General features: G+C 66.2%; 12 protein-coding genes and 1 tRNA gene. 3 read left to right on the forward strand and 10 right to left on the reverse strand.

Annotation, left to right across the window (positions count from 1 at the left end; translation table 11 throughout):
* Position 1 precedes the first annotated feature (1 nt).
* The 5 genes from ACNQS7_RS25225 to ACNQS7_RS25245 form a co-directional block, all read right to left on the reverse strand.
* Positions 2-1,231 (reverse strand): acetyl-CoA acetyltransferase, encoded by a 1,230-nt coding sequence (locus tag ACNQS7_RS25225; protein ID WP_418014680.1) that lies wholly within the window; start codon positions 1,229-1,231, stop codon positions 2-4.
* A gap of 310 nt (positions 1,232-1,541) precedes the next feature.
* On the reverse strand, positions 1,542-2,771 hold the full coding sequence (locus ACNQS7_RS25230) for a PPE family protein (protein WP_418014681.1): 1,230 nt from the start codon (positions 2,769-2,771) through the stop codon (positions 1,542-1,544).
* A gap of 8 nt (positions 2,772-2,779) precedes the next feature.
* Positions 2,780-3,079: a PE family protein gene (locus ACNQS7_RS25235; RefSeq protein WP_418014682.1), complete on the reverse strand. Its 300-nt coding sequence runs from the start codon at positions 3,077-3,079 to the stop codon at positions 2,780-2,782.
* A gap of 186 nt (positions 3,080-3,265) precedes the next feature.
* Complete coding sequence (locus ACNQS7_RS25240; RefSeq protein ID WP_055581727.1) at positions 3,266-3,496, reverse strand: hypothetical protein; 231 nt, start codon at positions 3,494-3,496, stop codon at positions 3,266-3,268.
* Between the two features lie 99 nt (positions 3,497-3,595).
* Entirely contained in the window at positions 3,596-4,717 is a 1,122-nt protein-coding gene (locus ACNQS7_RS25245) for a PucR family transcriptional regulator (RefSeq protein WP_418014683.1), read from the reverse strand.
* A 165-nt stretch (positions 4,718-4,882) separates the two neighbouring features.
* Here ACNQS7_RS25245 and ACNQS7_RS25250 point away from each other — a divergent pair, with 165 nt between their 5' ends.
* The 3 genes from ACNQS7_RS25250 to ACNQS7_RS25260 all read left to right on the forward strand — a co-directional run bounded on the left by ACNQS7_RS25250 (position 4,883) and on the right by ACNQS7_RS25260 (position 8,037).
* Entirely contained in the window at positions 4,883-5,983 is a 1,101-nt protein-coding gene (locus tag ACNQS7_RS25250; protein WP_418014684.1) for a ferredoxin reductase, read from the forward strand.
* A gap of 10 nt (positions 5,984-5,993) precedes the next feature.
* Complete coding sequence (locus ACNQS7_RS25255; protein WP_418014685.1) at positions 5,994-7,154, forward strand: fatty acid desaturase family protein; 1,161 nt, start codon at positions 5,994-5,996, stop codon at positions 7,152-7,154.
* A gap of 133 nt (positions 7,155-7,287) precedes the next feature.
* On the forward strand, positions 7,288-8,037 hold the full coding sequence (locus ACNQS7_RS25260; RefSeq protein WP_418014686.1) for a YoaK family protein: 750 nt from the start codon (positions 7,288-7,290) through the stop codon (positions 8,035-8,037).
* A gap of 57 nt (positions 8,038-8,094) precedes the next feature.
* On the opposite strand, the gene ACNQS7_RS25265 is transcribed toward ACNQS7_RS25260, so the two are convergent.
* From ACNQS7_RS25265 to ACNQS7_RS25285, 5 genes are all read right to left on the reverse strand, one after another.
* Positions 8,095-9,072: a Rieske 2Fe-2S domain-containing protein gene (locus ACNQS7_RS25265; RefSeq protein ID WP_418014687.1), complete on the reverse strand. Its 978-nt coding sequence runs from the start codon at positions 9,070-9,072 to the stop codon at positions 8,095-8,097.
* 383 nt (positions 9,073-9,455) lie between these two features.
* A tRNA-Arg gene (locus ACNQS7_RS25270) sits at positions 9,456-9,528 on the reverse strand.
* A gap of 49 nt (positions 9,529-9,577) precedes the next feature.
* Complete coding sequence (locus ACNQS7_RS25275; RefSeq protein WP_418014688.1) at positions 9,578-10,402, reverse strand: LLM class F420-dependent oxidoreductase; 825 nt, start codon at positions 10,400-10,402, stop codon at positions 9,578-9,580.
* A 6-nt stretch (positions 10,403-10,408) separates the two neighbouring features.
* On the reverse strand, positions 10,409-11,479 hold the full coding sequence (locus ACNQS7_RS25280) for a poly-gamma-glutamate hydrolase family protein (RefSeq protein ID WP_418014689.1): 1,071 nt from the start codon (positions 11,477-11,479) through the stop codon (positions 10,409-10,411).
* Positions 11,480-12,721, reverse strand: coding sequence for an Nramp family divalent metal transporter (locus ACNQS7_RS25285; protein WP_418014690.1), 1,242 nt, complete (start codon positions 12,719-12,721; stop codon positions 11,480-11,482). It abuts the gene before it with no gap.
* Between the last annotated feature and the right edge of the window lie 59 nt (positions 12,722-12,780).

Below are 12,780 nucleotides of genomic sequence, written 5' to 3' on the forward strand. Positions count from 1 at the left end.
GTCACATTCCTCGCGTAGTGCTGACAACGAAACTGACCGTGGTGGCGGTACTGCCACCGAAGTTCAACGTGCCGAAGGTCTTCGCGCCTTCCACCTGGTAGTCGCCGGCCGCGTCACTGACCTGCTTGGCCGCGTCGAGCAACATGCGAATTCCCGACGCCCCGACCGGATGGCCGCCGCCGATCAGGCCGCCACTGGGGTTGATCGGCAACCGGCCGCCGATTTCGATCTCCCCGTTCTCGATGGCCTTCCACGATTCCCCGGGCCCGGTCAGACCGATGTGGTCGATGGCGAGATACTCGCTGGGGGTGAAACAGTCATGCACCTCGAACCCGTCCACGTCGTCCAGGGTCACGTCGGCACGCCGCAATGCGTCGAGCACCGCGGCGCGCACGTGGGGCAACACGTACGGGTCGTCGCTCGAGCGGTCCAGCTTCTGACGCAAGCCCAACCCGACGGTGCGATGCCCCCAACCGTCGATGCGACCGACCGGTCGCGCATCGGGGTGATCGCGCAGATAGGCGTCGTTGACCAGGACCACTCCGGCACCGCCGTCGGTCATCTGGCTACAGTCCAGCCGACGCAACCGGCCCTCGGTGATCGGGTTGGTTTCGTCGTCGTCGGTGATGGGGTCCGGCACCGTCCAGGCGCGCGTCTGGGCTTTCGGGTTACGGCGCGCGTTGGCGTAATTGACCGCGGCGATGGCCCGCAGATGGGTGTCGTCCAATCCGTAGCGTCGGTCGTACTCGTCGGCGACCTCCGCGAACATCGACGGCCACAGGTAGCGCGCGCCGTCTCCCTCGTGCCCGGTCCAGGCCGCCGCCCCCAGATACTGCGCGGCGGTGTCGCCGGGCACGGTCTTCTCCAGTTCCAGGCCTACGACGAGCGCGCTGTCGTAGGCCCCCGACCGCAGATCGGCCATCGCGGCCAGCGCCGCCACACTTCCCGACGCGCACGCCGCCTCGTGGCGTGAGGCGGGCTTATCCCAGAGGTCACCGCAGACCGTGGCCGGCATTGCCCCCAGATGTCCTTGTGTGGCGAACATCTCACCGAAGGCGTTGCCGACATGGACCACTCCGATGGCCGCCGCGTCCACCCCGGCAGCCGCCAGCGTGCCGTCCACCACTTCGGCGGTCAGGGCCGCGAAGTCGCGCCCCTCCCGGGAGAGATTGCGAGCGAAGTCACTTTGATAGCCACCCAGAATCCAGACGCCAGCAGACGAGCCACCCATACGCGGCACGGTACTCCCAGGTCGGACGTTGCATCACGGCATATCTGGGTGAGCCGCCAGCATGACCGGAAAAGACCCGAAATAAAGCGGTCCCGTCGGCTCTCGGGCTGAACCGACGGGACCTGGGTGGGCATATAGGCCGGCCGATACGCCCACCTCCGTTGTCACATTGCCATCCTTGGTCGATGGCAAACATCTCTTCTTGACAACATCCGGCCCGTCGCGGCCGAAGCTCCGCCGAACTGTTGAAACGCGAAGAACATTGGGGCGGAGCAATTGTTGACAAAAATTTCTACACTGCCGCTGTGATTTATTGCGGACGGTTGCCCGTCGGACCCGGGCCGGCGGGCGGCGGCTGCTGGATCACCACGACCGTGGGTTTGCGCTTGGGCTGCCCGTCGTCCTCGGCCGCGGCGTCCGTACTCGCCGGACCGGCGCCCGTACTACCGCGGCCCGCCATGCTCGCCAGAGCCATGCCGCCCAGCATGGCCGCCGGCGCCGCGCCCAGGTTCGTCGGCGCGGGGCCGACGGCGGCGCCGGTGCTCGGCAGTGACTCGACCGCCAGCCGGATCTCCGGAGCGGCCACCGTCCAGCTGTGCGGGACCGTCAACGCTCCTACCAAGGCGGCGTGACCCACGCCGGCGCTCGGCGCAACCCCGCCCACGCTCGGCCCGACGTCGCGGTACGACCCTAGCGCGTTGCCTTGGTTGGGCTCTACCGCATCGTCGTCCGGAGTCTTGCTGGTGCTGCCGTAACCGAAGATCCACGGCCGGGCGGTGTTCACGGCGGACAGCGACAGGCTGGCGGTCGCCGTGATCGCGATATAAGCGGCCGCGATGTCCAGGTCGCCGATCGGGGTGGGGATGGCGGCCGCGGGCGCCGTCGTCACGGTCGAAGCCGGCGATATCAGAGCCGCCAGGCCCTGCAGTGTCTGCGCAGACATCGACGAGATCAGATCCAGCGCTGGTTGCCCGCTTACCGCGGCCGCCGCAGCCGCCGGACCCGCCGGATCGGCGGCCTGGGCCGGTGCGGTGAACGGGAGCAGCGTCGAGGCCGTCTCGGACGAGGCCGCGTACGCGAACATGGCGGCCGCATCCTGGGCCCACATCTCGGCGTATTCGGCCTGCAACGCTTCGATCGCGGGGCTGTTCTGGCCCAGCAGGTTCATGGCGGCCAGCGACGTCAACTGCTCGCGATTGGCCGTGACCAAGGGCGGCGGCACCGTCATCGCATACGCGGTCTCATACGCCCCGGCCGCAGTGCGCGCCTGGGCCGCGGTTCGCTCGGCCCGCATCGCGGCCGCACTCAGCCAAGCCGCATAAGGTGTGGCCGCGGCCGCCATGGACGCCGACGCGGGGCCGAACCATGACTCGACCGCGAGGCCGGCGATCACCGTTCCGTACGACACCGCCGCGGAGTTCAGCACCGCGGCTACACCATCCCAGGCGTTGGCGGCGGCCAGCATCGAACCCGCCCCTGGACCCATATACATCCGGGCCGAATTAACCTCCGGTGGCAACAGCCCGAAGTCGGTACCCAACCCGATTCCTACCGTGCCGAGAGCGCATTGGCGGCCTCGGTGACCGCGTAGGAGCCGGCGCTGGCAGCCAATGTGCTGATGAAAAACTCGTGGACCATCGCGGCCTGAGCGCTCATTGCCTGGTAGGTCTGGGCGTGCCCGTTGAATCGTGCGGCGGTCAGCACTGAGACCTCGTCAGCGGCAGCCGGAACTACTCCGGTGGTGGGCGCGAGGGCGGCACTGTTCTGAGTGGCGACCGCAGACCCGATCCCCCGCAGGGTGCCGGCTGCCGACGCCAACGTCTCCGGGTGGGTGACGACAAACGACATCCGCGTCTCCTTTGACCGATGGCCGAACCGAAGTGCCTGTGCCCCAGGAAGATTGGGTATCACACCGGTGATGACCAAGTCCGGGGGCCGGCACGTGCTAGCTGCAGGTTACTGCTTCGGTGACCTAACGGTTCACGTTTGACCGCGATGTTCTCAAAGAAATCGACCGGCGGTGACGTGACGCGGTCAGGGCAGCGGCGGGGCCGGGGGAGCCGACAGTGCCGGGGGAGCGTCCAGGGTCGACGGCGGGGCGAGGGTGGTCAGCGGGGTGAGAGTGGTCGTGGGGGCCGACGTGGTGTCGTTCATCGAGGTCGCCTGTTGGCTTCCCGAGTCCAACCCCAGGGTTGCCGTCAGCGCGATGGCGGTCGCCGCGAAGGCGGTGTAGATGCCGACGTATTTGATCGTTGGGCTCGTCATGACACTTCTCCTTGGTTGATTCGCAATACGAATCCCGAATATCCGTATTACGGATCACCATAAACGCTCATCCGGACCTGGGCAAGCCCGTGCCGATGGTCAGGCGGTCGATTCGAGGCCCAGGGCGACGGTCAGTTCCAGTACGGTCCGGGGCTCGCCCAGTCGGTCGCCGTACAGGTCGCGCAACTGACTCATCCGGTAACGGACTGTCTGAGCGTGAATGAAGAGATCGGCCGCAACGGCGTCGCGCCGGCCCTGATGCAGCACCCACGAGCGCAGGGTTTCGGTGAGCCGGTCGGCCGTGTTGGGCGGCAGGCCGGCCAGCGGCGCCAGCACCCGGGCCCGCAGGTCGGCGGCAGCCTCCCGGTCGGCGCCGAGCACGAGTTCGACGAGATGGTCGTCGGTGTCGACGGCGCTGTCGCCTTCGGCCGGCAACAGGTCCCGGGCGCGCAGAGCGCGTTGGTAGGACGTCCGGACGTCCATCCACGGACGGGCCGGGCCGACCAGAGCCTTTCTGGCGCCCAGCGTCGACAGCAATTGGCGCCGTGCGGTGCCGGCGACGTCGGGGACCAGCAGGACTGCCAGCGCCTCCGCCGCGTCCACACCGGGCAGATCTTCGGCCAATTGCAGCGTGGACTGCCCGAATTGCGCTGCCAAACCCCGGGTTTGCGTCAACGGCACCAGCACCGCGGTAAGCGTGTCAGGCGGCTGCCAGCCGGCCTGCTCGGCCGCGGCGGTCAGCGTTGCCGCGGCCTCCCCGGCCAGCAGATCCTGGCTCAACCGGTCGAGGTAACGCTGCCGGACCCGGCCCGTGGTGGCCAGCTCGTCGGCGTGGCCGGACACGCTGGATGCCGACAACTCGTCGATGTAGGCGAACACCAACTCGGCGAACCTCGCGATGGTCGACGCGGGGAGTCCCGCTGCGACGGCGGTTGCCGACAGTTCCTGCCAGGCGACCTGAGCTCCCACCCGATAGGCCGCCAGCAGCGCATCGATCGTCCGGCCCTGACGCGCTTCGCCGCGCCCGAGTTCATAAGCACCGTCGACGGCCTGCAGCAGGGACGTCCCGGGATCGGTGTCCCTGGGCCGGGTCGCCAGTCGCAGGAACACGCCCAGCGACGTCTGCACCGCATTCTCGATGATCTGGCCCATCCGCCCGCTGAAGGCGTCGGCATAACTCGGCACCGCCACCGTGATCGCGGTCACTGTTCGCTCCGCCATCCCCGGAAGGATGGACTCCAAAGCCCTGACCACGGGTTCGTCGAGCTGCAAGCCGCTTAGACGAAGTGACGAATCGGCCAAATCTATTCCTTTCGAACAAATAGGGCCCAAATTTTTGCACTGACAGGTCAAGACTTTACATCCAGTGACAACGACGATGGAGTCATGACTACAGTGGCTACCCGACCCAATGTCGTCGGCGCATTGCGCGAGCGCGTGCTGAAGTTTGCCGAGCGGGTAACGACGCCGTTGGTGCCCAGCGACTACCTCGACATCATCGATCCGCTGCGGTCGGGCGCCGACTTGCGCGGGCGCATCGTCGCTATCCACCCTGAGACCCGCGACGCCGCCACGGTGGTGATCCGGCCCGGACGGGGCTGGCGCCCACACGTGCCGGGCCAGTATGTGCGCATCGGCGTGGACGTCAACGGGGTCCGGCAGTGGCGGGCCTACTCGCTGACCTCCAAGACTCAGCGGCGGGACGGTTGCATCGCGGTCACCGTGAAGGCGATCCCCGATGGCGTGGTCAGCAATTACCTGGTTCGCCGCGCCACCGTCGGGACCGTGATTCAGCTGGACCAGGCCGCGGGTGAGTTCACCCTCGGCGACCAGGTGCCGGCGAAGGTGCTGTTCGTCACGGCAGGCAGCGGCATCACCCCGGTGATGGGGATGTTGCGCAACATGGCAGGTCTCGCCGGGCCGGCCACGGACGTCGTGGTGGTGCACTCCGCGCCCACCGCAGACGACGTCATATTCGGATGGGAACTGCGCATGCTGGCCCGGGAGGGCCGAATCCGTCTGGTGGAGAAGCACACTGACGCCGACGGCATGCTCGACGTGACGCGCCTGGCCGACCTGGTCCCCGACTTCGCCGAACGCGAAACGTGGGCATGCGGGCCGGCCGGCCTGCTGGACGCGATCGAACACAGCTGGGCCGCAGATGGCATCGCCGACCTGCTGCACATCGAGCGCTTCCGCCCGGCCGTCATCACCGCCGGCGAAGGTGGCACCGTGACGTTCGCCAAGAGCGGCAGCGTCGTAGAAGCCGACGGATCCCAGACGCTGCTGGACACCGGAGAGTCCGCCGGGGTGTTGATGCCGTCGGGTTGCCGGATGGGCGTCTGCTTCGGGTGCGTCGTGCCGCTGCGTCAGGGCGCGGTGCGCGACCTGCGCAACGGCGAAGTCACCACCGCCAACCCGGGCGACAACGTACAAATTCAGACCTGTGTGTCCGCTGCTGCGGGTGCCTGCGAGCTCGACCTCTGAGGAGCTGAAAATGACTGCTACACAACCGAACCCGACCGCCCACCTGTCCGACGAGGACATCGAGAACCTGGGGCGTGAACTCGATGCGATCCGCGAGAACGTACTGGCCGGCCGCGGCGAGCGCGACGCCGCGTACATCCGCGCCGTCATCGACGGCCAGCGCCGTCTGGAGCTGGCCAGTCGCGCGGTCCTGCTGTTCTCCTTGTTCCCGCCCGCGTGGCTGATCGGCACCGCCGGACTGTCGATCTCGAAGATCGTGGAGAACATGGAGATCGGCCACAACGTGATGCACGGCCAGTGGGACTGGATGCGGGACCCGAAGATTCACTCCACCACTTGGGAATGGGACAACGCCTCGCCGTCGGAGATGTGGAAGCACTCGCACAACGAGGTCCATCACACCTACACCAATGTCCTCGGCAAGGACCATGACTTGGGGTACGGGATCATGCGGGTCGACGAAGATCAACGCTGGAAGCCATTTTATCTGGCGCAGCCACTGTGGAATTTCATCAACGCCTGCCTTTTTCAGTACGGAATCGCCGCATACGATCTCGAAATCGGCAAGTATTTGCAGGGCCGTAGCGATAAAGAACAATTCCGGCAGCAGGGCAAGAAGGTGCTGGCCAAAGTGCGCAAGCACGTGACGCGCGACTACGTGCTGCACCCATTGCTATCGGGTCCCTCGGCCGTCACGACGGTGACCGCGAACCTCACCGCAAACCTCGTCCGTAACCTGTGGACCCACTCGGTGATCATGTGCGGTCACTTCCCCGAGGGCGTCCAGACCTACGAGAAGACCTCTATCGAAGGTGAGACCCGCGGTCAGTGGTACCTGCGGCAGATGCTCGGGTCGGCGAATATTTCAGGAAATACGTTCCTGCACTTCATGACTGGCAACCTTTCGTTTCAGATCGAGCACCACCTGTATCCGGATCTGCCGAGCAACCGGTATCAGGAGATCGCACCGAAGGTGCAGGAGTTGTTCGAGCGGTACGGGTTGACCTACACCACCGGTTCGCTGCCGCGCCAGGTCGCCTCGGCGTGGAAAAAGGTCTTCCGACTGTCGCTGCCCAACGACTTCGGACGCAAGGCGTCGGAAGCCATGCAGCCGTCGGCCATCCGCGAGGTGATTTTCGCCCGGCCGCGTCGGGAAGCTCAAGCGGCCTGAGCGGCACATCTCTGCGTCAATTAATTCAGGCCAAATTCCGATTTTTGGTTAACGGGCCGTTTACCGAAGGTTGTTTGACCGAACGCGATTAGGCCGCAACGCAGGTGGGTATTGAACGACAATGCAATGGTGGATGGAACCTGCCGAGGAAGGCGGGCCGCTACCCCGCTGGGTTGTCCTCGGGTACAGCGCCGTGCTCGCGTTGACGGCGGGGTTCGTCAACGCCGTGGCTATCTTGTTGCTGGCGTTTCCGGTCGCGAATGTGACGGCAGCCACGACCCAGCTCGGGATGAACACGGCCAATCCCTGGCTCTACGAAGGACACCTGCTGGCTGCCATCATCTTCGGGTTCCTGTTCGGGGCGGCGATCGCGGGAGCGGTGCTGGCGCCGACGCGCGCGCAGGCCGGCCCGCGGCATGCCGCGCTGTTGATCTTCGAGGCGACGCTGCTGGGTCTGGCCGCGGCCGGCCTGGAAGACACCCCGGTCAGGGCGCTCCTGTCCACGCTCGGTATGGAGCAACCCATCCTGCAGGCGGTGTGCGCCGCGACGGCGCTCGGCATGCAGAACGGGTTGACGTCGAGCTTTCGCGGGATGGCCGTGCGGACCACCCACTTCACCGGCACCATCACCGACCTGGGCCTGATGCTCGGCCGCAGTCGCGAGCACGGCTTGGAGAAGTGGAAGGGCACGGTGCTCACGGTGACCTTCGTCCTGTTCCTGGCGGGGGGCGTGATCGGTCTGCTCGTCGGTTCGCGGCTGGGCGGGTGGGCGCTGGTGATTCCCGCTGTCACATGCCTGGCCGTGGCGGCCGGTTGCCTGCTGCACACCCGTAATCGCCGCGACGAATCGGAGGATGCGAGCGCGGAGACCGTGCACGCCTGACCCGGCGCGCCGAGCGTGCACTGGCGGCGACTTTTCGCCGGAATTATCGCCGTCAGTTCACGTTCGTCGAGGTGATGGCGCTTCCTCGGTGCCGGGTTCGTAGGAAAGCTGCGCCCAGTCGCGAAACTGCATGATCGCAGATTCGCCTTGGGCCAGTTTGGGCCGGTCGCGGTAGATCTTGTTCTCCCAGATGGGAATGTCCTGTTCGATCTGCTTGCAGAAGTCGCGCGCGAATCCTTTTCCCATCCTGGTCATTTCACCCGTATCGGGGTCGAGGGCCACGAAGAACGTGTATCGCGCCTCGACGTATTCACCGTCGACAGGCGTGACCGTCAGGATGGTGCACGAGCGCCCCAGGCCGCGGTGCCGCACCACGTCGACACCCATCCCGAACAGCTCGGAGTCGACCGCGCCCGAGACCGGTCCGCGTGGTGTCTCGAAGTTCACCTCGGCGATGGCGCGAAACAGGTGCCCGTCCTGCTCGACATCGAGTGCCCCGAACGCCGAGACCCCGTGCACCGTGGCGAAATGGGCTATGTCGACGGTGTTTTCGAACACCTCCTGTGGGTGTGAACGAAACCTCCACCGCGCGTCATCGGGGGCATAGAAGGCGAAAGCGGCGTCGTCGCTTTCGGGTATCTTGGGCAACTCCCACTCAGGATCCCCGCCGCGCTGGGCGTACCAGACGAAGATGATGCCGGCACGTTCAACGGTGTGCCAGCTGCGGAGTTTGGCAGTCGGGTTGGGCCGCTTGGTATATGGGATGGCGACGTTGCTCCCGGCGCCGTCGAAGGACCAGCCGTGGAAGGGGCATACGACACAGTCCTCCCGCACCGAGCCGCCAACCCCGATGTCGGCGCCCAGATGTGGGCAGTATGCGTCGAGGACGTAGGCGGTGCCGGAGTCGCCCCGGTAGCAGATCAATTGGCGGCCGAAGTAATGCAGGCCGATCACGTCACCCCGGCCGACCTCGTGGCTGTAGGCGACCTGAAACCATCCGTTGGGATAGTCCGCGAAGGGAAACCGCTGCGGCATGGTGGGACCCTTCCGGCCGGTGACTCAATTTTCCTATAATAGTAAATTAAGCCACCGGGGGGTCCGGCGGTCAGGGCCGGCAGGTCAACAGGGGGATGCACTGTAACCCCGGCGGCCACGGCGGCGGGAAGCCTTCGATGATCGTCGAATCTTTCCCTCCCCTCCGCTCCTCTCGCCTCGCCGAGCGTGACGTGAGGGTGGGTTTCCGGCCGAATTTCATCCCTCAGATCACGCTCGGCGCGGTTGTCGGCGCATCGCGGTCCCCCGACTCCTCGCAAATAGGTCCCCTCGCCGAGCGTGACGTCAGGATCAACCGAAACAACTGTCAAGCATCAGCCGAAACAGAAACGTCAAGCATCAACCGACGTCATACACGCAAAAAGTGCCCCCGGCAGGATTCGAACCTGCGACACCGGCTTTAGGAGAGCCGTGCTCTATCCCCTGAGCTACGGGGGCGACGGGCTGAGCTTACCGGGCGAGGCCCCGACCGGAGACCGCTCACTGATCAGCGCAGTTCGGCGATCACATTGGCGAAGTTGTCGATGTGGTTGTCCTGCACGGTGAAGTGGGTGACGCCGTATTTCTCCCGATGCCCTGCCAATTTTTCCGCCATCTCGCGAGGGGATCCGCTCAGTACCGAGTGCATGGCCAGCAACTCCTCATCGGAGCGATCGGGCGCATTGCGCCTGGTCAAAGACAGGTTGGGAATGGTCTCGTCCGGACCGGGCACCGCGGTGATGACGAGGTTCAGCTCGAGCGCGCTGAAGCGATCACCCGCCGCGGTGCGGACGAACTCGATGCGCTCGGCCAGCGGGTCTTCCACGTCGCGCACCTTCGCGCCGGTGAGCCCGATGATGTCGGCGTGCCGGGCGGCCAGCGTCATCACTCGGTCACCGCTACCGGCGATCATGATCGGCACCCGCGGATGATGCTCGGTCAAGTATTCGGTCATGTGCTGCAGATAGTCGACGCGCGCTCCGGCGCTCGGGTACGGCAACTCGGCAGCTTCGAATTCCTCACGGACGTAACCGGTTCCGAGTCCCACCTCCAGGCGTCCGTCACTGAGAATGTCCAGCGCACCGATGTCGCGGCTTAACAGCGCCGGCTTGTAGAAGGCGGCGTTGAGCACGTACATGCTCAGGTGGATCCGTTCGGTGACCATGGCCGCCGCCGTCAACGTGGGAAACGGTGCGGCCGCACCGAGATGGTCTGGCACGCAGAGCACGTCGAATCCTAGATCCTCGGCCCGCTTGGCGATGCCCACCAGCGCCTCCCGCGACCTGAAGTAGCGGATGCTCAAGCCGAATCGGAAATCCTTGTCCACCAACAACCTCCATCACTCCGAAGACGACTGCCACGAACGGGCGGCCGCTGCCAGACCTTGCGCCAAACTGACCGTGACCGGTGACCAACCGTCCGCACCGGGTAGGGGGCTGCGCGGGCTCAAACCCCGGACCCGAACCGGCAGTTCCAGCTGCGTCCCACCGCCCCGTACCCGGTTCACCGGGTTGTCCGGGTGCGGGCCCCGCAGGGCCGCAGGGATGGCGTCGAGATCGGTGACCACCTCATACCCCGACAACTGGACATGCCCGGCCACGTGCGACGCAAGCGCGCGGTTGTGTCCGCCGGCCAACAGTTGGGTGCTGCGCCCGATCCGGCCGTACCCGTGCAGTGAGACGGCGACGTCGACATGGTCGAGAAACTCCGACAACTGGGCAGACTCGGCCGGATCGAACCGCGACGACGGCAGGTGGTGCGGATAGCGGTCGGGGTGGCGCAGCACGTACACCGACGCGTCCGCGTCCCGGGCGGCCCGCTCGGCGATCACGTCCGTCATCTGCTCCAGACCGCCGCCGTGGATGGCGAGAAATCCGAACCGCGACCGCAACCGGCTCAGCTCCACCATGCCCGGCTCGCTCAATAACTCTGAAAGCGACTGCGGCCCATCCCCGTTGGAAGATAAGGGATGCGGCCACCGCGTCGGATCCCAGCGGTGCAGAAAGTCGATCCAGCGTTGCGGCAGCCCATGGTGGTTGGCGCCATCGATAATGCGCGACAGGTAACCGGGCCGAGGAGGTCCGGGGGTCACCCGATGGTCGATGTACACCCACGCCGGCGAGGGTCCCGATGGTGTGTGCACATCCAGCTGATCCCGGCGGTAACGCACCGGCACACCCTCGGCGCTGTCCAGGACGGTCAGGTCACGGTCGGAAAGCCGCCACAGCACGCCGTGCACTTCGCTTCCCGGGCACGGTTCGACCGTGGCCACGCCGCGCTCGTTGATCAGCCAGTCGTGATCGGACAGCACCGCCGGGCGCGGGTCACCGGCATCGGGACAGCGTGCCGCCATCTGTCGCACGCACAGGTTGGATCCGTATGCGAAGTAAAGGTGCCGGCGGACCGGCATTCAGCCCGTCACCGTCAGATAGATCAGTGCCACGTTAAGCAGACTAATCATCACCGCGACCACCCAACCAACGACCGTCGTGGCGGGATGATTGGCATCGCCGCCCATCAGCTTTCGGTTGGCGGTCAGACGGACCAGTGGCAGCACCGCGAACGGGATCCCGAACGACAGCACCACCTGGGAGAGCACCAGGGTTCTCGTGGGGTCGACGTTCAACGCCAGCAGCGCTATCGCCGGACCCAAAGTGACGAGGCGGCGCACCACCATCGGCACCGACCAGTGCAGCAGCCCTTGCATGATCATCGCCCCTGCGTAGGCGCCCACCGAGGACGACGCCAACCCCGAGGCGAGCAACCCGATCGCGAACAGCACCGCGATGATCGGCCCCATCGTGTCGCGTACCGCGGCGTACGCGTCGTCGATGGAGGCCACGTCTCCGTGGCCGCGCATGTTGAAGGCAGCGACCAGCAGCATCGCGGCATTTACCCCGCCGGCGATTACCATCGCCACCCCGACGTCCCAGCGGGTGACACGCAGCAACCGCCGCCGGGCGGCACCCGCCTCGGGCTGCCCGTGCCGGTCGCGGGACAGACCGGAATGCAGATAGACCGCATGCGGCATCACGGTGGCGCCCAGGATGGCGGCGGCCAGCAAGACGCTTTCGGTTCCCTGGAAGCGCGGCACCAAGCCGGACATCACCTCCCCGGCCGGCGGCGTGGCGACGAAGAAGCTGGCCGTGAACCCCAGGGCGATCACCAGCAGCAAGCCCGTGATGACCACCTCGAACAGGCGCTGGCCGCGCCGGTCTTTGATCAGCAGCAGCACCAGGGAGATGGCGCCGGTGATCAGCCCGCCGATCGGCAGCGGCAGCCCGAACAGGATGCGCAACGCGATGGCCCCGCCGATCACTTCGGCGACATCGGTTGACATGGCTACGATCTCGGCCTGGGCCCAGTAGGCCAGCCGGGCCGGACGGCCCATGCCCCGGCCGATCGCTTCGGGCAGCGAATGCCCGGTGACCAGCCCGAGCTTGGCCGACAAATACTGCACCAGGCCGGCCATCACATTCGCGGCGACGATGACCCACAGCAGCAGATACCCGAACTTCGAGCCCGAGCTCACGTTGGCCGCGACGTTTCCCGGGTCGACGTAGGCGATCGCGGCGACGAACGCAGGACCCAGCAGATACCAGCCCGCGCGGTCCGCGCCTGCCTTGTCCGTGACAGTGGTCTCCTGCGCCAAGGTCGCGACCTATCCCTACTGTTCGAAGTAAAAAGTTAGGTTAACCGAAACCTGGTTGG

The sequence above is a fragment of the Mycobacterium sp. 23 genome (assembly GCF_048287075.1).
GTDB lineage: Bacteria > Actinomycetota > Actinomycetes > Mycobacteriales > Mycobacteriaceae > Mycobacterium > Mycobacterium gordonae_B.

Excerpts from the sequence above, each read along its gene's own strand:
- ACNQS7_RS25280 (WP_418014689.1), bottom strand. The coding sequence starts at position 11,479 with ATGCCGGTCCGCCGGCACCTTTACTTCGCATACGGATCCAACCTGTGC.
- ACNQS7_RS25250 (WP_418014684.1), top strand. The coding sequence starts at position 4,883 with ATGACTACAGTGGCTACCCGACCCAATGTCGTCGGCGCATTGCGCGAG.
- ACNQS7_RS25260 (WP_418014686.1), top strand. The coding sequence starts at position 7,288 with ATGGAACCTGCCGAGGAAGGCGGGCCGCTACCCCGCTGGGTTGTCCTC.
- ACNQS7_RS25240 (WP_055581727.1), bottom strand. The coding sequence starts at position 3,496 with ATGACGAGCCCAACGATCAAATACGTCGGCATCTACACCGCCTTCGCG.
- ACNQS7_RS25255 (WP_418014685.1), top strand. The coding sequence starts at position 5,994 with ATGACTGCTACACAACCGAACCCGACCGCCCACCTGTCCGACGAGGAC.
- ACNQS7_RS25225 (WP_418014680.1), bottom strand. The coding sequence starts at position 1,231 with ATGGGTGGCTCGTCTGCTGGCGTCTGGATTCTGGGTGGCTATCAAAGT.
- ACNQS7_RS25235 (WP_418014682.1), bottom strand. The coding sequence starts at position 3,079 with ATGTCGTTTGTCGTCACCCACCCGGAGACGTTGGCGTCGGCAGCCGGC.
- ACNQS7_RS25265 (WP_418014687.1), bottom strand. The coding sequence starts at position 9,072 with ATGCCGCAGCGGTTTCCCTTCGCGGACTATCCCAACGGATGGTTTCAG.
- ACNQS7_RS25245 (WP_418014683.1), bottom strand. The coding sequence starts at position 4,717 with ATGGCGGAGCGAACAGTGACCGCGATCACGGTGGCGGTGCCGAGTTAT.